Annotated in this window: 13 protein-coding genes, 1 tRNA gene and 2 riboswitches; of the genes, 8 read left to right on the forward strand and 6 right to left on the reverse strand. The window is 64.2% G+C overall.

What is annotated here, in order from left to right; genetic code table 11:
• Positions 1 to 68: 68 nt before the first annotated feature.
• From KP001_RS21650 to KP001_RS21685, 8 genes are all read left to right on the forward strand, one after another.
• Positions 69 to 145 (forward strand) — tRNA-Met (locus KP001_RS21650).
• Positions 146 to 593: 448 nt separating this feature from the next.
• The gene (locus KP001_RS21655) at positions 594 to 2,513 is read left to right on the forward strand and encodes a sulfurtransferase (protein WP_217287537.1); all 1,920 of its coding nucleotides are present in this window, start codon (positions 594 to 596) and stop codon (positions 2,511 to 2,513) included.
• A 72-nt stretch (positions 2,514 to 2,585) separates the two neighbouring features.
• Positions 2,586 to 3,425: a hypothetical protein gene (locus KP001_RS21660; RefSeq protein ID WP_217287538.1), complete on the forward strand. Its 840-nt coding sequence runs from the start codon at positions 2,586 to 2,588 to the stop codon at positions 3,423 to 3,425.
• Positions 3,426 to 3,434: 9 nt separating this feature from the next.
• On the forward strand, positions 3,435 to 5,255 hold the full coding sequence (locus KP001_RS21665; protein WP_217287539.1) for a VTT domain-containing protein: 1,821 nt from the start codon (positions 3,435 to 3,437) through the stop codon (positions 5,253 to 5,255).
• The gene (locus tag KP001_RS21670) at positions 5,252 to 6,016 is read left to right on the forward strand and encodes a glycosyltransferase family 2 protein (protein ID WP_217287540.1); all 765 of its coding nucleotides are present in this window, start codon (positions 5,252 to 5,254) and stop codon (positions 6,014 to 6,016) included. The genes KP001_RS21665 and KP001_RS21670 overlap by 4 nt, the downstream gene beginning before the upstream one ends.
• Positions 6,017 to 6,192: 176 nt before the next feature.
• Complete coding sequence (locus tag KP001_RS21675) at positions 6,193 to 7,074, forward strand: sulfurtransferase (RefSeq protein ID WP_217287541.1); 882 nt, start codon at positions 6,193 to 6,195, stop codon at positions 7,072 to 7,074.
• Between the two features lie 59 nt (positions 7,075 to 7,133).
• Complete coding sequence (locus tag KP001_RS21680) at positions 7,134 to 7,532, forward strand: hypothetical protein (protein WP_217287542.1); 399 nt, start codon at positions 7,134 to 7,136, stop codon at positions 7,530 to 7,532.
• Between the two features lie 97 nt (positions 7,533 to 7,629).
• Positions 7,630 to 9,105: a glycosyltransferase gene (locus KP001_RS21685; RefSeq protein WP_217287543.1), complete on the forward strand. Its 1,476-nt coding sequence runs from the start codon at positions 7,630 to 7,632 to the stop codon at positions 9,103 to 9,105.
• Here the strand turns inward: KP001_RS21685 and KP001_RS21690 are convergent.
• The 6 genes from KP001_RS21690 to KP001_RS21715 all read right to left on the reverse strand — a co-directional run bounded on the left by KP001_RS21690 (position 9,083) and on the right by KP001_RS21715 (position 21,041).
• A complete protein-coding gene (locus KP001_RS21690) occupies positions 9,083 to 10,480 on the reverse strand; it encodes an MptA/MptB family glycosyltransferase (protein WP_217287544.1) in 1,398 nt (465 codons plus the stop codon). The genes KP001_RS21685 and KP001_RS21690 overlap by 23 nt on opposite strands.
• A gap of 276 nt (positions 10,481 to 10,756) precedes the next feature.
• On the reverse strand, positions 10,757 to 13,315 hold the full coding sequence (locus KP001_RS21695) for an Ig-like domain-containing protein (protein ID WP_217287545.1): 2,559 nt from the start codon (positions 13,313 to 13,315) through the stop codon (positions 10,757 to 10,759).
• Between the two features lie 230 nt (positions 13,316 to 13,545).
• Positions 13,546 to 13,621, reverse strand: a riboswitch (cyclic di-GMP riboswitch).
• Positions 13,622 to 13,739: 118 nt separating this feature from the next.
• Positions 13,740 to 13,815, reverse strand: a riboswitch (cyclic di-GMP riboswitch).
• Between the two features lie 545 nt (positions 13,816 to 14,360).
• A complete protein-coding gene (locus KP001_RS21700; RefSeq protein ID WP_217287546.1) occupies positions 14,361 to 14,993 on the reverse strand; it encodes a tetratricopeptide repeat protein in 633 nt (210 codons plus the stop codon).
• 11 nt (positions 14,994 to 15,004) lie between these two features.
• Positions 15,005 to 16,453, reverse strand: a complete 1,449-nt coding sequence (locus KP001_RS21705) for a response regulator (protein ID WP_217287547.1) — start codon at positions 16,451 to 16,453, stop codon at positions 15,005 to 15,007.
• A gap of 422 nt (positions 16,454 to 16,875) precedes the next feature.
• Entirely contained in the window at positions 16,876 to 17,517 is a 642-nt protein-coding gene (locus KP001_RS21710; RefSeq protein ID WP_217287548.1) for a response regulator, read from the reverse strand.
• Entirely contained in the window at positions 17,514 to 21,041 is a 3,528-nt protein-coding gene (locus KP001_RS21715) for a sensor histidine kinase (RefSeq protein ID WP_217287549.1), read from the reverse strand. Before KP001_RS21715 ends, KP001_RS21710 begins: the two co-directional genes overlap by 4 nt.
• Positions 21,042 to 21,243: the final 202 nt, after the last annotated feature.

Consider the following 21,243-nt stretch of genomic DNA (forward strand, 5'->3'; position numbering starts at 1 on the left):
TGCAAACTTTTTTAGAGAAAATGATTGACTGCACCGGAAAGGGTGTGGTACAAGTTGGGACTCAATGACGCGGGGTGGAGCAGTCTGGTAGCTCGTCGGGCTCATAACCCGAAGGTCACAGGTTCAAATCCTGTCCCCGCAACCAAAACATTATAAGGACTTAGCTTAAGCGGCTAAGTCCTTTTTTGTTGTTGATTGTGCTGACTTTGTGTCAGTGGGCTGCGTTGAGTTCAGTTGGTGGGCCAGCTTCGAATTTAAACCCGGTATCGGCTGTGCAAGGCTGGCCAACACCCTGTGAAATATCGTGCTGTTACAGATTGCTGGTGGGGCTCAAAATGCCGAGGGGTTAAAGTCGGACGCCGATTGACAGGGAGGAGCAAAGACCGAATAACGCGGGGGCGGAACTTTCAGTTTCGATCCCTGTTTTTTTGCCCAGTGCTATTGGTAAAAACGATACTCTTGATGGTGTTTTTTAAATATATCAATTTGACTTTGCTAACACTGGCTGGTAGCCTCGCCGCACCTTAAGACGGTGCGCTGCTTAGTTCTTCTTAGCAGGGTAACTGACATATATATACCGAGGAGGAAAAAACATGAAACATGTGCTGAAGAACGCGCTGTTGCTGTTCGGGGCACTTTTTGCGCTGGCGCTTGCCGGTTGCGGCAGCAGCGTCACGGACAAGTCCCAGAAGACCGCAAGCCTCGCGGCTGCGTCTGCCGAGTTCCCTAACGCCGACCTTTTGGTCTCGGCGGATTCGGTGCAGAAAAGCCTCAACGCCACCGACCTGTTGATCATCGACGCCCGTGCCGCCTCGGCCTACGCGACGGGTCACCTCCCCGGCGCCATCAACCTGCAGCACAGCGCCTTCTGGGCCAAGGGGCGCGGCCTCAAGGACACCGACACGGTGGCCGCACAGTTGGGCGCCGCCGGGATTACCCGGCAGCAGAAGATCGTGATCTACGACAACACCACCGCTTCCTGGGGCGCCGCCGGGCGCCTGTTCTGGATGCTGGAATACCTGGGCTGCACCGACGTCCACATCCTGGACGGCGGCTGGGACAAGTGGTCCGCCGACGGGCGCCCCACCCAGCGCGCCGCTGTGACCCGCGCCGCCGCGACCTTCACCCCGAGCGTGCAGGGCTCCCTGAAGGCCACCTCCGCCAGGATCGCCGGCCGCCTCTACGACAACGACTTCGCCGTGATCGACACACGCACCGATGAGGAATACCTGGGGTGGCAGCTCTACGGTGAGACCCGCGGCGGCCACATCCCGCGCTCGGTCAACCTTCCCTACGCCTGGTACTACAACACCGACAAGTCGACGCTGCGTTACCAGCAGCTGAAAACCATGCTGGAATCCCGCGGCATCACCCCCGACAAGGAGGTGACGGCGTACTGCACCGCCGGCATCCGCTCCGGCTACGCCTATTTCCTGCTCCGCCTGATGGGGTACCAGAAATGCTCCAACTATGACGCCTCCATATGGGACTGGGCCGACAACACCTCCTACCCGATGGACCAGGCGCCCAACTACGCCGACGCGGTCTACCCGGCCTGGGTCAAGGCGCTCATCGACTACCACAAGCCGGGGAGCACCTCGGCCGCGCCGCCGCAGTACTCCTACGACCGCAACCACAAGTACCTGATCTTCGAGACCCAGTGGGGGAGCTTCGATGACATGGCCCACGGCTGGGCGGACAACTCCTATCTGCTCGGGCACATCCCGGGCGCCATCCACTCCAACTCCGACGTCTATGAAAACGGCAACCCGCGCTGGTTCCTGCTTCCGGACGCCGGGCTGAAGACCGCCCTTGGCAGCATGGGGATCACCCCCGACACCACCGTCGTGGTTTACAGCGATTCCAACATCTTCGCGGCGCGTCTCTGGTGGATCCTCAAGTACGCCGGCGTCACCGACGTCCGCTTCATGAACGGCGGCATCCAAGGGTGGCAGGCGGCGGGCTACCCGACCGAAACCACCATCAACACCCCGGTCGCCACCACCTACGCCGGTGCCACCAAACCGGCGCTTCTGGCCAGCACCACCTACGTCGAATCGGTCTATAACCAGCCCACAGCCAAGATGGTCGACGTCCGCTCCGGCAGCGAGTACTCCGGCATGATCAGCGGCTACGGCTACGTGGTGAACAAGGGGCGCATCCCCGGCGCCACCTGGGCCTATAACGCCGACGATTCCGCCGGGATCTACGTCGACGCCGACGCCACTCTGAGAAGCTACGAGGAGGTCAAGTCGCTCTGGAGCAATCTGGGCATCGACTTCAGCAAGGAGACCATCTTCTACTGCGGCAGCGGCTACCGCTCGGCCCTTGCCTACCTCTACGCCCACCTGATGGGGTACACCAACATTCGCAACTACTCGGACGGCTGGGAAGGGTGGTCCACCAACTACGTCGAAGATCCGGCCTACCTGGCTACCCCCGCTGTCCCCGGCAGTACCGACGGCTGGCGCCAGGATCCCTCCGGACGCCCGGTCGCGACCGGCGGACTGTAAGCAGAACCAGTGACACTACAGTAGGGAAGGCGCCGGCAGCGGCGCCTTCCTTTTGAGATCAGGAAGGAAATCATGAAAACAATCCTCGCATCGCTGACCGCGGTCGTCCTTATCTGCGTCTTCCCGGTCCCGTCCTCGTTCGCCGGGGCCTGGACCGCCAAGAAAGGCGGCTTCTACGAGAAAGCATCCTTCAACTTCTACTACGCCGACAAGAGCTTCAATCCTGACGGCAACCGCAGGGACCTCGCCAACCGCGGCGAGTTCACCGACTACAACCTCACTAACTACTTCGAGTACGGCGTCACCGACGAACTCACCGCGATCAATTCGCTTTCCTACAAGTGGCTGGAGAACGACAACGATCTGAGCCGCGCCACGGCCCACGGCATCGGCGACATCGACCTCGGCGCGCGCTACCGCCTGTACCAAAGCGACGCGGTCGGCGTGATCTCGACCCAGCTCCTGGTGAAGATCCCGGGCGGCTACGGCAAGAACGACCCGCTTCCCCTGGGCAACGACCAGTACGACACCGAGGCGAGGCTCCTCTGGGGGCGCTCGCTCTACCCGAAACTCCCCGGCTACGCCAACGTTGAGCTCGGCTACCGCCTGCGCGCCGGCGCCCCTTCCGACGAGATCCGCTACCTGGTGGAGGTGGGCTTCGACCTGGGCAAGAACCTCTTTACCCGCGCGAAGCTCGACGGCATCTACAGCATGGACAACGGGACCAGGGTGGACGGCAGCGGCAACCCTACCACCACCAACAACTTCGACCTGGGTAAGCTGGACCTCACCCTGGGCTACCAGGTGACCCCGTCCATGGGGGTCGAGCTCGGCTACCGCCCCGACCTCTACGGCCAGAACACGGCGGCGGGCGCCAACTACTCGGTTGGCCTTTACTTCAAGACCCCGTAGGGAAGTGCCATGACTGCAAACGAAAGCGTCCTTCGACCCGCGCTCCGGGCAAAGCTTGCGGCCACCAAGGCGGGATGCACCGACTGTGGGGCATGCCTCCACGATTGTGCCTTTCTGAAGCGGTTCGGCACCCCGGGGGGAATCGCCCGCTCCTGCGATCCATCGGATCGTAGCTCCCTGTGCAGGTCCTTTGAGTGCAGCCTGTGCGGGCTCTGCTCCCAGCTCTGCCCGGAACGGCTCGACCTCGACGGGATGTTTCTCGAGATGCGGCGCGAGGCGGTGGAGCGGGGGGTCGGCGAATTCCAGGAGCACGCGCCGCTGATCGGCTACGAGCGGGCGGGTACCTCCCGGCGTTTCAGCCTGTACCTCCTCCCCGAGGGGTGTTCGACCATCTTCTTTCCCGGCTGCTCGCTCTCCGGTACCCGGCCCGATGCCTTAAAAATGATCCTGGCAGCACTGCGGGAATCCGACCAAGGCGTGGGCATCGTCTTTGATTGCTGCCTGAAGCCCTCCCACAGCCTGGGGCGCGAGCGGTACGTGAGCGCCATGTTTGACGAGATGAACGCCTGGCTTACCGGGCAGGGGGTGACGGAAGTGCTGGTTGCCTGCCCCAACTGCCAGACCATGTTCCAAACTCTCGGCAAGGGACTCAAGGTGAGGACTGTCTGGGAGAGGCTTGCCGAGAGCGGAATGCGCCTCGCGCCGGTCTCCGGGACGGTCACGGTCCATGACCCCTGCGTGCTGCGCGGGGCAACCTCGGTCCACGGGGCCGTACGTGACCTGCTGCGGCGCCAGGGGATGACCGTGGAAGAGATGCCCCATTCAGGCGAAAAGACACTCTGCTGTGGCAAGGGTGGGGCGGTCGACCTCTTAAACCCCGATCTGGCCGGCTCATGGGGGGAGCTGCGCAAACAAGAGGCCGCCGGCAGACGGACCGTCACCTACTGTGCAGGATGCGTGCAGGCACTCGGGGCGCACACCCCGACCTGGCACGTGGCCGACCTGCTCTTCTCTCCCGGACAGGCCATGGCCGGAAAGAAGATGGGAGCAAGCGGCCTCTTCACCTACGTGAACCGCCTGCGGCTCAAAAGAAGTCTTCGGCGCATGCCGTGGGGCGCCGTGACCCGGGAGCGGGACTCCCATGCTGGAGAGCGGCGGAAACGAGTGTGGCTGCCGTTTGTCATCCTCACCCTGCTGGTGGCTGCTCTCGCGGCGGTGCAGCTCTCCGGTGCGAGTCACTATATCCAGCAGGATCGCCTGCGCGGCCTGATCGCCTCTTACGGCACGCTGGCGCCGGCAGTCTACATCCTGGTGTACGCCCTGGCGCCGGTTCTCTTCCTCCCGGCCCTGCCGCTGACCATTGCGGGGGGGATCGTGTTCGGCCCCTTCTGGGGGGTGGTCTACACCATCGTCGGCGCGACCATGGGTGCATCGCTCGCCTTCCTGGTGGCCCGATACGCGGCGCGCGACTGGGTGGCGTCAAAGCTGACCGGTCCAAGGTGGCAAAGACTCGACAGCGAGGTGGCCCAGCACGGCTGGAAGGTGGTGGCCTTCACCCGCCTGATCCCCGCCTTTCCCTTCAACCTTTTGAACTACGCCTTCGGGCTCACCAGGATCAACTTTGCCCACTACATGCTGACCAGCTTCGTCTGCATGTTACCGGCAACCGTCGCCTTCATCGTTTTCTCCAGCTCGCTTCCGGATCTTTTGCGCGGCCGGCTCTCACCGGCGACCCTGGCCGGTATCGCCCTGATTTCGGTGGTGATGCTGATCCCGGTGTGCTACCGTCGTCGCCCAAAAAGGGGAGGAGGCGCGGCAGCGACGCAATGACGGAAGGGCGACCCATCGAGGCAGTTCTGATAATCCCGGCGAGAAACGAGGAGGGGGCGCTGCCCGAGGTGCTGGGCAAGGTTCCCGGCGTGATCGGCGGGGTCGTGGTCGTCGACAACGGTTCCACGGACGCGACCGCCGCGGTGGCGGCCTCCTTCGGCGCAGAGGTCGTGTACGAGCCGGTACCCGGGTACGGCCGCGCCTGCCTCGCGGGATTGGCCGCGCTCAGGGCGAACCCGCCGCGGATAGTCGCCTTCGTCGATGCCGACGGCAGCGACGACCTTTCCTTTTTCCGGGAACTGCTGGCCCCCGTCGTGGCGGGCGAGAGGGACCTGGTGCTGGGGCGGCGCATCCCGGCGGAATGCGGCGCGCTCAGCTTTCAGCAGCGCTTCGGGCACGTCCTGGCCACCTTCCTGATCCGTCTCTTCTGGGGACATCGCTTCCGCGACCTGGGCCCCATGAGGGTAATCACCTGGGAAGCGCTGGAACGGCTGGAGATGCAGGACCAGGCCTTCGGCTGGACCGTGGAGATGCAGGTGCGGGCGCTGCGGCACGGGTTGAGGATCCTCGAGCTGGACGTACCGTATCGCCGCCGCCGCGCCGGTAAATCGAAAATCAGCCGCACCATAAGCGGCACCTTCAAGGCCGGGAGCACCATCCTCTTTGTCATCGCGAGGGAGCTGCTTCTGGAGCTGAGAGGGGACACCGCGAAAGAAAAGACCGCCGCTCCCGGTGCGGGCGCGCGGATAAAAGAGTCCTGATCAGGTAAGATCTTCCGCCACATACGCCCATATCCCCTCTCCCCCCGTGAGCCGGGTGAGGGGGTTGCCAAGGGCAAAATAACACAGCCGCCAGCCCTCATCCGCCCTTCGGGCACCCTCTCCCGGAGGGAGAGGGGCTAGGGAAGATCATCTCCAGTCAGGTAAGGAGTTGTTTCATGTCTGACAAAGTGTTGCTGACGATGAATGTGAGGCGCCTGTCGCGCCTTTTGCCGCTGGTCCTTTTGGCGCTGGCGCTCTTTGTCCCCGCTGCCGGGGCTCGCGCGGCCGACCTGGGGCTTATCGACGCTGCTGCGCTCAAGGGCACCGCCGGGAAGTGGGTGATTCTCGATGCGCGCCCGAGGGGGGAATGGCTGGCGGGGCACATCCCGGGTGCCATCTCCTTTTGCTGGGAGGACTACACCCGTACCGACTCGAAAGGCGTGAAGTACAGCTCCTTTCCTGCCAACGAGCTGGCAGCGCTATTGGGCGCGCAGGGGATCGGCGAGAGAACCGCGCTGGTTATCTACGGCGACGCGGACAAGAGCTGGGGGGGCGAAGGATACGACGCCTGGCTCTTTTCCTGGCTGGGGCACAGGGGGGCCGTCCGCCTCCTGAACGGCGGCATCCAGGCCTGGCGCAGCGCCGGCTTCCCCCTGGTGCAGGGGGCGGAGCCGCGGCAGGTGAGGCGGGTCCCGTACCAGGCGCAGCCGAAGCCGCAGACCGCGGTAAGCACCGAGGAGCTGCAAAACCGCAAGGACGGCTACACCCTGGTCGATGTCCGCTCCACCCTGGAGTGGCTCAAGGGGCGGATACCCGGTGCCGTGCACATCTCCTGGGAGGATTTCTACACCGGCAAGGAGCGGCGACCACTCTCCGGGGGCGAGCTCAGGAAGCTCCTCGCGAAACATGGTGTTGATCTGGGTAAGCCGGTGGTGTATTACTGCCTGGGCGGCGTCCGCAGCGGCTATGCCTGGACCGTGCACCAGCTGGCCGGCCTCCCGGAGGCCAGGAACTACAAGGGAGGCTGGGAGGCGTGGGACAAAAGGGAAGGGCGCTAGTCCTTTTCGGTCTGTTCTTGCGTGTCCTTCGCGTCTTAGCGTCTTTACGTGAGGCTTTCTTGCGATTTGTCCTTTTAGCGGCCCGGATGGTTCCGGCGGCGCTGTTGTTGCTGCTCGCCGCCGGCGGTTCCTTGGCGGCTTCCGGTCAGAAGAAGCTCCTCCTCTTCGCCAAGGACCCCTCCACCTGGTCCATCGTGGAGGGGGGAGCTCGCGGCAAGCTGGTCTACCACGAGGTGAAGGGGGCCTACCAACTGGATGCGTCCGGCCTCGCCCCCCGCGCGCCGTACGCCCTGGTGCGTTACGTCGGATCGCCGCCGCGCGGGGAGGTTCTGGCCCGTGGGGTGAGCGACTCCGCGGGAAGGCTTTCCCTGCAGGGGAGCTGGCGCAACTGGACCAGCAAGTTCTGGGTGGTCTCGGGCGAGGACGTAGGGGGCTCCCCGGTAGCGCCGCTTCCCTGAAGGCATGGAGGCCTGAGCGGTACCTTTTCGAGGAAAAGCCGCTCGGTATTCCCTGCAGCTGTCCCGAGCCGGAAGAACCCTGAAAGGTGGCAACTTGATGTCGGCAGTACTGATCCCGTTTCTCACAGCTTTGCACTTTTGCGCCCTGCTCGGCCTGTGCCTGTATGGGGCGCACCGCCTTTGGCTGCTGAAAAGCCTCTGCTTTGATTCCGTGCACCCCGCTCCCGCTCCGCCCCCGTTCGCTTCCCCGGAAGAGTTCCCCTCCGTCACTGTCCAGCTTCCCCTTTACAACGAGCGCTTCGTCGCCGGGCGCCTCATCGATGCCGCCGCTGCGCTTCAGTGGCCCGCCGGGCGGCTGGAGATCCAGGTGCTGGACGATTCCAGCGACGACACCGCCGCCATCGTCGAGGAGCGGGTGGCCCGGTGGTGCCAAAAAGGGGTGGATATCGGCGTGCTGCGGCGCTCCCATCGCGCCGGTTACAAGGCGGGAGCACTGGCGCAGGGGCTTGTCGCCGCGCGCGGAGAGTTCGTCGCCGTCTTCGATGCCGACTTCATCCCGCCCCCGGACTTCCTCGTAAGCATCATGCCCTGGTTTCGGGAGGAGCAGGTGGGGATGGTGCAGGCCCGCTGGAGTTTTTGCAACGCGGAGCACTCCTGGTTCACCGGAGTGCAGTCCCTGCTGCTGGGGCCGCACTTCGCCATCGAACACCAGGTGCGCTACCAAAAGGGACTCTTCTTCAACTTCAACGGCACCGCCGGCGTCTGGCGCAGGAGCGCCATTGAATCCGCCGGCGGCTGGCAATCCGACACGGTTACCGAGGATCTCGATCTGAGCTATCGGGCGCAGTTGGCAGGATGGCGCTTCGTGTACCGTGACGAGTGCCGGGTCCCCTCCGAACTCCCGGTCACCATGGGGGCGCTGCGCAGCCAGCAGCAGCGCTGGGCCAAGGGGTCGATCCAGACCGCACGGAAGATCCTGCCCCGGCTTTTGCAGGAAAAGCTTCCCCTGGCGGTGAAGCTGGAGGCTGCGGCGCACCTGACCGCCAACATTTACTGGCTCCTGGGACTGGTGGTCATGCTTACCCTGTACCCGGCCGTCACCTGGCGTGTGGGGATCGGGCTGCACCAGGTGCTGCGCGTCGACCTGCCGCTTTTCCTCGCCACCAGCGGCGCCATACTGAGCTACTTCCTGCTCTATGCGCAAAGAAGCGGGGCGGTGCAGTGGAGAGAGCTTATGCTGCTTCCGGCCCTTACAGTCGGGCTGGCGCCGAGCTTATCCCTTTCGGTGCTAAAGGGGATGTTCAAATCCGGCGGCGAGTTCGAGCGCACCCCGAAGTTTGGGGTGCTCGGGCGGGACCGCATCCCCGGGCTCGCGCTTGTCTACCGGCAGAAAAACCTCGCTTACCTGTTCCTGAACTGCGCGTTGTTTCTCTACTGCCTGCTTCCGATAGCCTTCGCCTGGCGGCGGGAGACCTTCATCGCCATCCCCATGTTTCTCCTCTTCCCGCTCGGTTTCGCGCTGACAGTTGCCAAGGATCTGGGCGAGTCGCTCAATTCCCGCAGGGCGCACTGATCCCGCTCTTCTCACCAAGACGTCGACTTAGGACGCTCGCCAGCCACGCCGCTGCCGGCGCCAGGAACACCGCCGCCGTCACCGGCGGACTCTCGATCCACTGTCCCAGGATGAAGTACGGGATCTGCACCCGGTAGGTGAGCAGCACTGTCCAGCAGAGCACGATGCCGGCCGGGCCAGCCGCAAAGGGGAGCAGCGCCGCAAGCATCAGGGCGTACCACGGCTGCAGGGTGGGGGTGGTGAGCAAAAGTGCCATGGTGATGGCGTAGCAGGCCCTAAGCGCGTGTCTTCCCTGTTTGGCCGAAGCAGCGTCGTTGGGCGCGTTCGGCAAACCGGGCACGCGCGAGGTCAGCGCGGCAACGAAGAGCAGCAGAACCGCCACCAGCGCGAGGCGCGCGAAGCTGCCGGACCCGGTGGCGCCGCGCAAGGTGTTGAAAGCGAACCCGGCGAATTCCCAATTCCGCGCGTAGGCCCCGAGGCTCTCACGTATCCTGATGAGATCCGGCAGAAACGGGATCGAAAGCAGCGCCAGGCCGCAGCAGAACCCGGCCAGGAAGTGAAGGCGGCGGGGACGCGGGGCGATCAGGAAGAGCACCGGCCCCAGTACCAGGGGGAAGAGTTTCACGAGCGCCGCCGCGGCGAAAACGGCCCCGGAGCAGGCTGCGCCTGTCCGCTTCCCCCCGCAGGTAAGCAGCAACAAAAAAGCGGTCAGAAACAGTGCCATCCCTCCCCCGTCGACGTGCCCGGAGCCCGCGATCTCCAGTACTGGCAGCGGGTTCCATGCGTACAGCACCGCTCGCCAGACCGGCATCTGCAATCTTCTCAGCAGCAGTATCAGCAAGCCGCACAGCACCAGGTCCACAAGCACTAGGAAAGTCTTGAGTCCGGTGACCGTTCCCCCAATGGCCGAGCCGGCAGCGAAGAGCACCTGCGCTGCGGGAGGGTAAATGGTCACGTATTCCGGGTGATTGATCGCGGCATGGACGGCCTTCAGCCCGTCAGGCGGCGTCATGGCGGCAGGGGCTGCCGTGTAAGGGTTCACGCCGCGCAAAAGGTTGCCGCCGTCCCACAGGTAGCGGTAGATGTCATCGGAGAGTTGCGCCGGCGCAAAGAGGAATAAAAGCCGCAGGGCGAGCGCCACACCCAGGATCAGCGCCGGGCACCAGGAAAAGGGATGCCGTTCTCCGCGGTACAGGATCAAGGCCAGCAGGGCCATAATGACAGCGGTGAGGCCGGTCATCAGCGGCACCGACAGGCGAAGCTCCGGCTCGCGCGCCAGCAGAAGCAGGGCCGCAGCAATGAGAAGGGGGAGGGCAAACGAGACGGCGGTCTGCGTCGTGCGGAGACGATCTGTTGCTGGAGGGGGACAAGTCATGAGAGCTTATACCATGATTGGTGCTTTTCATGCCACTGTCCCCCCGTTGCCTGCGTCATACCAACTGCTAGGGGCAATGCACGTCGATTTCCACATCCCGCCGACGTAGGATTACTGCGCTTCCTCAACCGGTTATCTGCCCGAACCATGCCTTGCGTCTGGATTGGGCAATCAGCCGTAGAGGCTGAACCCCCTTTTTTCATTTCACATTCCACGGCAAAAGAGGCCACCTCTTTCGGAGGTGGCCTCTTTTGATGCATGGCTTACATCGCCTGGTTAGTCGTCGTAGCGCTCCTTGCGCTTGAGACGGAGTTCGCTGAGCGTCGCCTTGCGGTAGATCACGTTACGGGTGACCGTGCTGCTGTTGCCGGCGGCGTCGGTGGCGGTCACGGTGATCACGTACGTGCCGTTTTTCAGGAACCTGAGCTGCTGCTTGAAGAGGCCGGTGCTGTCGACCCTGGGCTTGTAGGTGCGGCCGCTCATCTTCACCAGGACGGTGGCCTTGCCGACCGTGTCGGCGACGGTGCCGGTGAGGACGATGCTGCTCTTGCTGGTGGTGATGTCCTGCGCCGGGTAGGTGACCGCCATGGTGAGGGCCCCGGTCGGGGTGTAGGTCACGGTACGCTTGGCGCTGGTGACGTTGCCGGCCAGGTCGGTCGCGGTGATGGTGATGGTGTTGACGCCGGCCACGAGGTTCACGGTCGCGCTGAAGGTGTTGCCGCTGATGGCGGCCGAGGTCTGGTTGCCGCCGTTGTCGGTCACGGTGACGGTGGAGCTTTCGTCGACGGTTCCGGTCACGGTGGTGAAGGACTGGGCGGAGTCGCTGTTGTCGCCGGGGGCGGTGATGGAGAGCACCGGCGCGGTCGGGTCGAAGGTGATGGTGCGGACGTCGCTCTGGGCGTTGCCGGCCTGGTCCGCTGCCACCACCGTGATCACGTTGGCGCCGGCCACCAGCGTGACGGCGGCGCTGAAGGAGCCGTCGGGGTTGACGGCGACCGCCTGGCCATTGATGGTGAGCGACTGCAGCCCACCGGCGTCGGTCGCGCTGCCGCTGATGTTGAGGGTCACCTTGTTGGTGTAGGAACCATCGGCCAGGGTCGAGACGACCAGGGTCGGGTTGGTGGTGTCGGCGGTCGGGGCGGGGATGGTCACGGTGACCGTCGCGCTCTTGCCGGCCGATACGTTTCCTGCCGCGTCCTTGGCGAATGCGTAGAACGTGTTGTTACCCTCGACCGCGGTGACCACCGCCGGGGGGGCCATGCTCCAGCCGATGGCGGAGGCGGACGGCGCGGCGGAGCCGGTGCTGATCAGGTAGCCGGTGACGGCGACGTTGTCGCTCGCCGTGAAGGCGGATACCGGGACGGTAAGGGTGGTCGCGGTGGCCGGCAGGGCGAAGCTACCGACGACCGGAGCGGTGGTGTCGGGGAGGGTGACGGTGACGGTGGCGCTCTTCGCCGCGGAGACGTTGCCGGCGGCGTCTTTGGCCCAGGCGTAGAAGGTGTTGCTCCCGGCGACGGCGGTGACGCTGGCCGGAGCGGTGGCGCTCCACCCGGCTGCGGAGGCGGACGGAGCTGCGGAGCTGGTGGTGACCAGGTAGCCGGTGACGGCGACGTTGTCGGTGGCGGTGAATGCGGAAACCGGAACGGTCAGGCTGGTTGCGGTGGCCGGCAGGGTGAAGGTCCCCACCACCGGAGCGGTGGTGTCGGGGAGGGTGACGGTGACGGTGGCGCTCCTCGCTGCGGAGACGTTGCCGGCGGCGTCTTTGGCCCAGGCGTAAAAGGTGTTGCTCCCGGCGACGGCGGTGACGCTGGCCGGAGCGGTGGCGCTCCATCCCGCGGCGGAGGCGGACGGAGCCGCGGAGCTGGTGGTGACCAGGTAGCCGGTGACGGCGACGTTGTCGGTAGCGGTGAAGGCGGAGACCGGGACGGTCAGGGTGGTCGCGGTGGCCGGCAGGGTGAAGCTACCGACGACCGGTGCGGTGGTGTCGGGGAGGGTCACGGTCACGGTGGCGCTCTTCGCTGCGGAGACGTTGCCGGCGGCGTCCTTGGCCCAGGCGTAGAAGGTGTTGCTCCCCTCGACGGCGGTGACGCTTGCGGGCGCGGTGGCGCTCCATCCCGCAGCGGAGGCGGACGGAACCGCGGAGCTGGTGGTTACCAGGTAACCGGTGACGGCGACGTTGTCGGTGGCGGTGAAGGCGGAGACCGGCACGGCCAGGGTGGTCGCGGTGGCCGGAAGCGTGAAGCTGCCGACGACCGGCGCGGTGGTGTCGGCGGCGGGCGCCGCTGCGACGGTGAAGGAGTTGGTGCTGACCATCTCGTAGCCGTGGTTGGGGTTGTTGGCGTCGGGCGTCCAGCTGCCGAAGGCGGCCGAAGATATGTCGTACTGGTTGCCATACCACCCCACCTGCCAGGTGTAGGTGCCGGCCGCCGTGGGGGCCGGTGCGGTCAGGATCGCGGGGAGGGTGGTGGAGCTTCCCATGCCGCTTGCTGTGCCGGTGGAGATGGCGAGCTGGGTGCCGCTTTGGTCGAGCAGGACGGCGCGGACCCAGCCGGTGCGGTAACCGCCGGCTATGGTGACGGACACGGTTTCACCGGGAGCATAGGAGGTCTTGTTGGTGGTGCCGCTCACGTTGATGGTGTTTTTCGTGCTCGTGGCATGGGTGCCGTGGGCGTGACAGCCGTTGCAGGTGGCGGTCGTGGTATGGCAGTTCACGCACCCCATGGTCGTATAGTAGGACGACTGTGCCTGCGCCTCGTTGCGCCAGAGCTGAAAGGACAGCAGGGACAGTGCGAAGACAAACAGCACCAGCAACCTTCCTTGATTCTTTTGAGTCATGCGAGCTCCTTTGGTTGTAAAAAACCTTTTGTGTTTGTTTGAGAGACTGCGATTTTTCCTCATACTGCTTCGGGATCCGGAGTGGCGTTTCCTCCTTTTCGATTGCCTGCCGCTACCAGGTGGCGGGGGCTCAGGCTGTAACTCCGGAAAGCGTGGTAAAGACTGCGGTATGGTGAGACACGGTGAAGTCCGGGCACGAAAAAAGCCGGGCGCGAACATCGTGAAGATATTTCGGCGACCCGGCTGTCTCAGTGAGACCCTTAGGCTTTCCGTCCCACCCTCGCGGGTGGTTTAGCATTGTCGTGTATCAGGGCTTTGGCTCCGCAGGGACGCTGCGGATATGTGGTCCAGGTTGGCGTTACGTCAAGGTATCTCCCCAGAAATTGCGCGCAAAAAAGCCGGGCGCGAATATCGTGAGTGATATTTCGGCGACCCGGCTATCTCGGTGAGACCCTTAGGCTTTCCGTCCCACCCTCGCGGGTGGTTTAGTATTATCGTGTACCACGGTTTTTGTTATAGCTGGATATTGAGATATCTTATTGGCACAAAATTGGTCAACAAGAAAAAGATGAGAAAATTAGGCATATAAGAAACTAATTTTTCTGGCATAGGGACGCGACGCTTACTGGTTGGTGCCAATCCTGGTATCACTAAGCCAGCTCCTTGAGATACTGAAAGTGTATACTGTTACAGCGGTGTCGTAGTCTAAGTTGCTGAAGAGAGTAGGGGAAGATTCCATGACCGCAACGAGGATATTTATGAAAGAAAAAGTCAGTTTCGTGTCAGTGGTGGCACAGGTTTCCGGCGACGTTTTTACAGACGGCAACGTGTTGGTTACGCGGGCATTTTAAAAAAATAATCACTTCAGACCCTGTTTCCCGGGGGGGGGAGTGCCTGCGCGTGGACGTTTTGCCCCCCGGTTTGCCACCGGCGGCCTGGTTCACCCATGCTGCGGAGCTAGGAAGAATTGCACCGGCTGAGGCTCTCGCCTCATGTGCCGGCAGGCCGGAACAGGGAAGGGGGCTTTGGGACGCCTCGGCGAAAGCTAAAACGCCGCCGCCTGCTGCAGCAGGTCGGCAGCGGCGGTGTCGCGGCCCGTGGAGCGGTAAAGGCTGGAGAGGTTGTAAAGCGTGATGCGGAACATCGACGCGTGCCGGCTCGAGAACTCCCCGCAAAGACGCAGTGTGGCTTCAAAGAGCTCCTGCGCCTGCCACACGGATCCGTTCAGGCTGTAGAGGATGGCCAGGTTGTTGAGGATCATGACCGTGGCTTGAGGATCGCCCACCGCGCCCTGCTCCAGGATGGCCAGCGCGTCCAGGTAGTGCCGCTCCGAATTGGCGAAATCACCCTTCATCTGGTACAGCCGGGCCAGGTCGTTTAGCCGCAGGGCCACCTCCGGATGGTTCGCACCGAGCGTCACCTCGTAGATCGCTACCACCCTCCGAAACATCGTCTCGGCCCGGTCGTACTCCTGCCGCTGCAGGTACAACTCGCCGAGGTCGTGCAGGCTGACCGCCAGGTGGGGATGGTCGGGCCCGAGCAGCCGGCGGCTTTTATCGGCCGCGGCCTCGGCCCGTGACAGCGCGCTGTCCGAGGCCTGGGGGGACGAGGCCGCCCTGACCTGGAGAGGGGACGAAGCCCAGAAGAGCAGCAGGAACAGCCCCGCCTTCTTCGTCATCGCCACCCTTCTCATTCGATGCACCCGCAACCAACGCCGGTGTGGCAACCTGCTTCGCTCTTCACCCCCCAGCGCCTCAGGCCGAAACTGATCGCCTTCAGCAAGTTGCTGCGGTTGTACGGCTTCTGGTTCAAAAAGAAGTGCGGGTCGTTGCCCAGGTGCATGTAGAACTCTCCGGCTGCCTCCGGGGAACCGGACACGGCGCACAGGGTGGTCATGGGAAACTTCTCGTTCTTTCCCTCCAGGTCGCGCATCATCTGCGCCGTCTTCGCCCCGGTCATGCCGGGAAGCCTGTAGTCGAGACAGACCAGACCATAGGGTGCCTCCTGCTCAAGCCCCGCGCCGAATTTCTCCAGCGCCTCCTCGCCTGTTTTGACGCACTCCACCTGACAGTATGGGGACAGTACGCGTTCCAAAAGCCTGCAGTCCAGCTCATCATCATCAACTATGAGTGCGCGCATCGGGTTCTCCTTGGGAGCTGTGCCCTGTTGCGGTGCAGCGGGAGGCTGGCTCCCCTGCGCCTGGATTCGCATGAACGGGACGACCTTGCTTGTCGCCCCGGTGGCCTTCGACCGGTGGCAACGGGTGGCGGCTTCGTGGCCGTGCGGCTTCGCGGAGAGGACCGGGGCCTGGGAGCCGGGGAGGGGGGCCTCGTCACCGCTGCAGGAGATGAGTTCGAACTCCGGTATTAGCCGCTCGAACGCCCTGACCACACCGGGGTCGAACTTGGTGCCGGCCAGGGAGATGATGTGTTGCGCGGCTCGCGGCACGCTCACGGCCTCCTTGTAGATGCGGGTGGAGGTGAGGGCGTCGAAGACGTCGGCAACCGAGACGATGCGCGCGGCGAGAGGGATCGCCTCACCGGCCAGGCCGTCCGGGTACCCCGCGCCGTCCCAGCGCTCGTGGTGCCAAAGCGCCACGTCCATGGCCATCTGGAACAGCTCGCTCGGCTCCGGCTGGGCCGCGTTGCCGTTGTGATTGCAGTCTTCGTTGACCGCCGCGATGATGTCGTGGCCGATGCGGGTGTGGCGCTGCATCACCTCGTACTCGAAAGGGTCGAGTGGGGCCGGCTTCAAGAGGATCCGGTCGGGGATCCCGATCTTGCCGATATCGTGCAGCGGGACCACCTTGGCCAGGCGCTGGATCCATCCCCGGCTCAACCTTTGGGGATAGAGGGGATCGCTCGTGAGGGCCGAGGCGAGGAGGAGCGCGTACCGCTGCACCCGCTTGACGTGCCTCCCCGTTTCCAGGTCCCGCGCGTTGGCGATGTTCACCAGCAGTCCTATCGCCAGTTCGCAGGCTTCGCTCCTCGACTGGCGGTGCAACTCCACCTCCTGCCGCAGGCGCTGGTTCTCCGCCTGCAGCAGCTGGAGGGTGCCGGTGGGGTGTCCCGCCTGCATCTGCTGGTGGGGAATCCACGCTTCTTGCCGCACGTGCTTTTGTGATTCTGTGAACGTCACAGGTTCTCCACGTCAACCCCATGAGAGTCGCGGTCGGAGCCGGCAATGGCTCTGGAGCCGCTTCTCCCCCCGGGGAGAGCTGCCCGGCGAGGGTGGACCATGATCCACTAATAGCACGGCTGTAATTTCAGGTATGTCCAGCGCGAGACGATTGTCGTGCAGGATGATTTCCTACGCCAGGGGGAAGAGGGGGGAGGGCGGAAGGAGGAACATGACTCAGGAGGAAGGAGGAAGGAGGAAGGAGGAAGGAGGAAGGAGGAAGGAGGAAGGAGGAAGGAGGAAGGAGGAAGGAGGAAGGAGGGGGGAGGAAGGAGGAAGGAGGAAGGAGGGGGGAGGAAGGAGGAAGGAGGAAGGAGGAAGGAGGGGGGGGGGGGAGCCGGGAAGAAAGGCGCGGAGGGATGTCCCCCCGCGCCCCGGCGCGATCACCCCTTGTCGCAGAGCAGCCCGTTCTTCACCACGTAGGTGGTCACTTCGGCGTTGTTCTTCATCCCCATCTTCAGCAGGAGCCGGCTGCGGTAGGTGCTGATGGTCTTGACACTCAGGGAAAGCTTGTCGGCGATGCCGGTCAGGGTGAGCCCCGAGCCGATCATGCACATGATCTGGTACTCCCGGTCGGACAGCAGGGTGTGCGGATCGGCGCCGCGCGGATTGGCGAGCTCGGTGAAGAGGGCCTCGGCGAGGTTGGAACTCAGGTATTTGCCGCCGGAATGCACCTTGCGGATGGCGTGCACCAGCTCCTGGGACGCGGTCTCCTTGGTCAGGTAGCCGGCAGCCCCTGAGCGTATGGCGCGGATGGCGTACTGCTCTTCCGGGTGCATGCTGAGCACCAGCACCGGGGTCTCCACCTTCTCCGCCTTGAGCTGCTTCAGCGCGTCGAGGCCGCTTCTGCCCGGCAGCGAGATGTCGAGGACGATGACGTCGCATTCGACGGCGCCCAGCTGCGCGAAAAGCTCCTGGATGTCCCCCGCCTCCCCGACGACCTTGATGTCGTCCGTGTCGTGCAAAAGCCCCTTGAGCCCCTCGCGCAGTATCTTGTGATCGTCCGTCAGCAGTACCCGTATCATCTCTTCCTCCTTCTCCTCTCCATGGGCATGTCAACCCGTATCGTGGTTCCCTTGCCGGGATTTCCCGTGATTGTCGCCGTTCCGCCCCAACGCAGGGCCCGTTCCTTTATCCCCAAGAGCCCGAGGGAGTGCAGGTTCGCGGTTTTGTCGCTGCTTATGCCGCAGCCGTTGTCGGTCACCTCGAGCAGTATCATCTCCTTGCCGATGTCGAGCAGGATGTCGACCGCCGTGGCACCGGAGTGGCGCATGACGTTGGTCATGCTTTCCTGGAAGATCCGGAACAGGGAGTTGGAACGCTCGAGGTCCACCTCGAGGTCGCGCTGCGGGACCGTCAAGCGGCACTCGATCTGCCGCTGCCGGTACAGCTCGAGCTGCTCTTCCATCGCCGCGACCAGCCCCAGCTCGTCCAGCATGCGCGGCCGCAGGTCCCGCGTGATGCGGCGCGCGCACTGGATGGTGGTGCTCAAAAGCTCGTTCACCGCCTTCACCTTCGCGGCGTACGTCTCGTCTCCCGCCGGGATCCGCTTCTGGAACCAGGCTATGTCAAGCATGAGGGCGGCCAGCAGTTGCCCCAAGTCGTCATGGATCTCCTGCGCCACGCACGCCCGCTCATGCTCCGCCACCTTCTCGATCCGCTCCGCCAGCAGCCGCAGGTCCGCCGTTCTCTGCGCCACCGCGCGTCTTAGTTTCCCCTCGCTTTCGCGCAGCACCAGCTCGGCTTCCTTGTTCGCCGTGATATCGGTGATGAAGCCGCACCACGCCACTTCGCCTGCGCTGTCGATGGTGGCTACCGCCGAGGTCTTCACCCAGAGCTCCCCCTTGGGAGAGAGGAGGCGGAACTCGGTGACCACCGGCTGCCCCTCTTTGCCGGGGCGGGACATCCTCCTGGTGAAGACGGGGCGGTCCTCCGGGTGGATCAGCGCGAGGACCCTGGAGCCGATTTCGTCCACCTCGTCCGGCGCGAAACCCCAGAGCTCGAACACGGAGGCGCTCACGTAGGGGAAGAAGCCGGTGCCGTCCCGGTGCTGCTTGTACTCGAAGAGGATGCCGGGCGCGGTGTCGGCGATGATCTTCAGGCGTTCCTGCAGGGCGAGCCGCCTTTTCAACTCCTCGTGCGCCTCGTGCTGGACGGTGATGTCACGGGCGATCCCCAGGATGCCGAGCTGCCTGCCGTTTCGGTCCAACATCGGAGTCTTCTTGATCTCCAGGAAGATGCGGCGCCCGTTGGCGCGGTCGGTGAGCCACTTCTTGAAGGCGATCTGTCTCCCTGCGGCGAGCACCTCCCGGTCGCACCCGTGGAAGAAGGCCGCCTCGTCCGCGGGCCATATTTCGTAGTCGTTCCTGCCGATGATCTGAGCCTCGCCCGCCCCGACCAGCTGCTCGAAGGCGGGGTTCACCGTCATGTACACGCCGTGCACGTCCTTCAGGGTAACCAGGTCGGGGATGGTGCTGATGATGGTGCGCAAAAGCGAGCGCTCCTGCTCCAGCTGCTCCCCGATCTGGATGCGGTCGGTGATGTCACGCGAGATGGCGAAGATCCCGGTCACTTCCCCTTTCTCGTTCCGGACCGGCCCCTTGACCACGTTGAAGACTCGGGTCTCGCCCCGGCAGTCGCGCCTGGACTGTTCGAACGTCACGATGGCGCCACTGTCGAAGACCTGGCGGTTGTACTCCTGGATGACTGCCTGCTCCTCCGGAAGGTAGAGGGCGCTTTCCCCCCTGCCCAGGGTTTCCCGCCCGAGGAAGCTCAACCCGGCCTTGTTCATCAAAAGGTAGTTTCCCTGCCGGTCCTTGACCGAGATGTGGTCGGGAGTGGTTTGGATGATGGCGTTCAGAAGCTCCCGGCTTTCCCTGAGCTGGGCCGTGCGTTCCTCCACCCGCTCTTCCAGGCAGAGGTTCAGTTGCTTGAGAGCCGCGTGGGAGAACTGCAGCTCGCGGGTCATCACCTTCACGTTGTCGGTGAGGCCGCGCAACTCGCTGGTCGCGGGGGTCGGCCAGGAGATGGTGGCGCCGGCGGCAACCTGTTGCGGCAGCTCGCGGGTCAAGCGCTCGAAATCGGAAACCACGGCGGCGAGCCTGCCGGCGAAGAGGCGCGAGCAGAACAGCAGCAGCACCAGCAACAGGCCGATACCTGCCAGGACGCTGCTGATCTTCTCGGAGAGGGCGGTGAGGGGGGCCTTCAGCGACGACTCCACCACGAGCTTCCAGCCGGGGTGCCCCTCGAGGGGGAGCTCCTTCAGGTACAGGGAGGCAAGCCATCGCTTGTAGGGGCTCAGTCCCGGCTTCGGGCCGGGGATCCAGTGCGCGACGCCGTCGGCTACCGGCAAAATCGTGCCGCCGGGGGGGAGGGCGTACCGCTGCAAGGGATGCAACTGGTCCTTGGTGCTCAGGACCACGAGGCCCCGCTCGTCGACCAGGGTGATCTGCGCGGTGTGCTCGTTGACCAGTTTCCGCAGCAGCTCCCTGAGGGAGGCGAGGTCGGCGACCCCGAATACGACTCCACGGAACCCATCACCGGCGGGGACCGGCGCGGCCATGACGAGTCGCGGTCCGGGCCTCCCGATCTGGCCGTGGATCAACTCCATCACCTCATGATGGGGTGGGGCGGCGACGCGCTTGAGGTAGCTGCGGCCAGAGAGGTCGAGCCCGATGGTGGCCCCCCCCCTCTCGTCCTCCGTGGGGGAGAAGGCGACGGTGATGCCGCGCGCGTCGGTGATGCCCAGGCGCTGGAAATAGTTCAGGGAGCGGCGCATCTTCTCCAGGTCCCGGCGCGCTTCCGGCAGCGAATCGGGGTACGACGCGGCGAGGAACCGGACGATCCCCTGGCCGGTGTCGAGCCAGGAGCCGGCGCAGGTCTGCGCCGCGCTTGCCACTTTAACCGTCGATTCCTGGTGCCGCGACAGGTCCTGGTTCAGGGTGTGCCGGATGTCGAGATAGAGAAAGAGCAGGGCCGGGATCGTGACAAAGAGCGATATGGTGACGAAGATCAACTGGCGCAGGCTCGGCAGGCTGCCGGGGCGCTGGTGGTGGAAACAGTAAGCGCCGTAGAGCGCGGAGGCGATCAGGGTGTTGAAGATGCCGTTGATCCCCTGCTTCAGCCCCATGACCGTGGCGGCCAGCAGCGGAAATCCCATGACCCCGACGTAGAAGAAGAGCACGAGCCCGATGCCGCCGGTGAACCAGTAGGCGAGGTTGTTGATGACGGGGTCGCGGTCCCTGGCGATGCGAAGCCTGGATGTGCAGAGGGTCTCGGCGCAGAAGATGACAATCGCCCAGGGGTGGTGCCACAACTGCCACGTGCAGCCCGCCGCGATGACGGTCGCTGTCATCCCCGTCACCAGTCCGAACCGCATCAGCGCGAACATGGTGAGGACGGAGCCGAAGATGAACTCGACGTTGAAGTAGAAGTCGAGTTTGAACCAGTTCAGCAGGAAGCCCCCCAGGCCGAAGCCGATCCCCAGCGCCACCTGTTGCAGCAGGCTCTCGTCGCCGGGGTGATGCTGTTGGGGGGCTTGCTCGGGCATGGCCGTCTCCTGCGGGCGGTTCAAAAGGTCGGGGTCGCGTGGCTGACTCATTGATAGCAAAACCCGTCGGTTTTAAGAATCGGGTCTATTCCTATATTTCTGTAGTCTTTTTCCTACATGCCGGTGCAGCCGCAGCCGCTCCGTCGTGTAGTCGAAGCACGGACGGAACAAACGGCCGGGTTCCGATTTACAGGAGTCCCCG

Origin of the sequence: Geomonas subterranea (assembly GCF_019063845.1) — a bacterium.
GTDB classification, from domain to species: Bacteria; Desulfobacterota; Desulfuromonadia; order Geobacterales; family Geobacteraceae; genus Geomonas; species Geomonas subterranea.

Excerpts from the sequence above, each read along its gene's own strand:
- KP001_RS21675 (WP_217287541.1), top strand. The coding sequence starts at position 6,193 with ATGTCTGACAAAGTGTTGCTGACGATGAATGTGAGGCGCCTGTCGCGC.
- KP001_RS21670 (WP_217287540.1), top strand. The coding sequence starts at position 5,252 with ATGACGGAAGGGCGACCCATCGAGGCAGTTCTGATAATCCCGGCGAGA.
- KP001_RS21690 (WP_217287544.1), bottom strand. The coding sequence starts at position 10,480 with ATGACTTGTCCCCCTCCAGCAACAGATCGTCTCCGCACGACGCAGACC.
- KP001_RS21715 (WP_217287549.1), bottom strand. The coding sequence starts at position 21,041 with ATGCCCGAGCAAGCCCCCCAACAGCATCACCCCGGCGACGAGAGCCTG.
- KP001_RS21695 (WP_217287545.1), bottom strand. The coding sequence starts at position 13,315 with ATGACTCAAAAGAATCAAGGAAGGTTGCTGGTGCTGTTTGTCTTCGCA.
- KP001_RS21665 (WP_217287539.1), top strand. The coding sequence starts at position 3,435 with ATGACTGCAAACGAAAGCGTCCTTCGACCCGCGCTCCGGGCAAAGCTT.
- KP001_RS21685 (WP_217287543.1), top strand. The coding sequence starts at position 7,630 with ATGTCGGCAGTACTGATCCCGTTTCTCACAGCTTTGCACTTTTGCGCC.
- KP001_RS21660 (WP_217287538.1), top strand. The coding sequence starts at position 2,586 with ATGAAAACAATCCTCGCATCGCTGACCGCGGTCGTCCTTATCTGCGTC.
- KP001_RS21655 (WP_217287537.1), top strand. The coding sequence starts at position 594 with ATGAAACATGTGCTGAAGAACGCGCTGTTGCTGTTCGGGGCACTTTTT.
- KP001_RS21710 (WP_217287548.1), bottom strand. The coding sequence starts at position 17,517 with ATGATACGGGTACTGCTGACGGACGATCACAAGATACTGCGCGAGGGG.
- KP001_RS21700 (WP_217287546.1), bottom strand. The coding sequence starts at position 14,993 with ATGACGAAGAAGGCGGGGCTGTTCCTGCTGCTCTTCTGGGCTTCGTCC.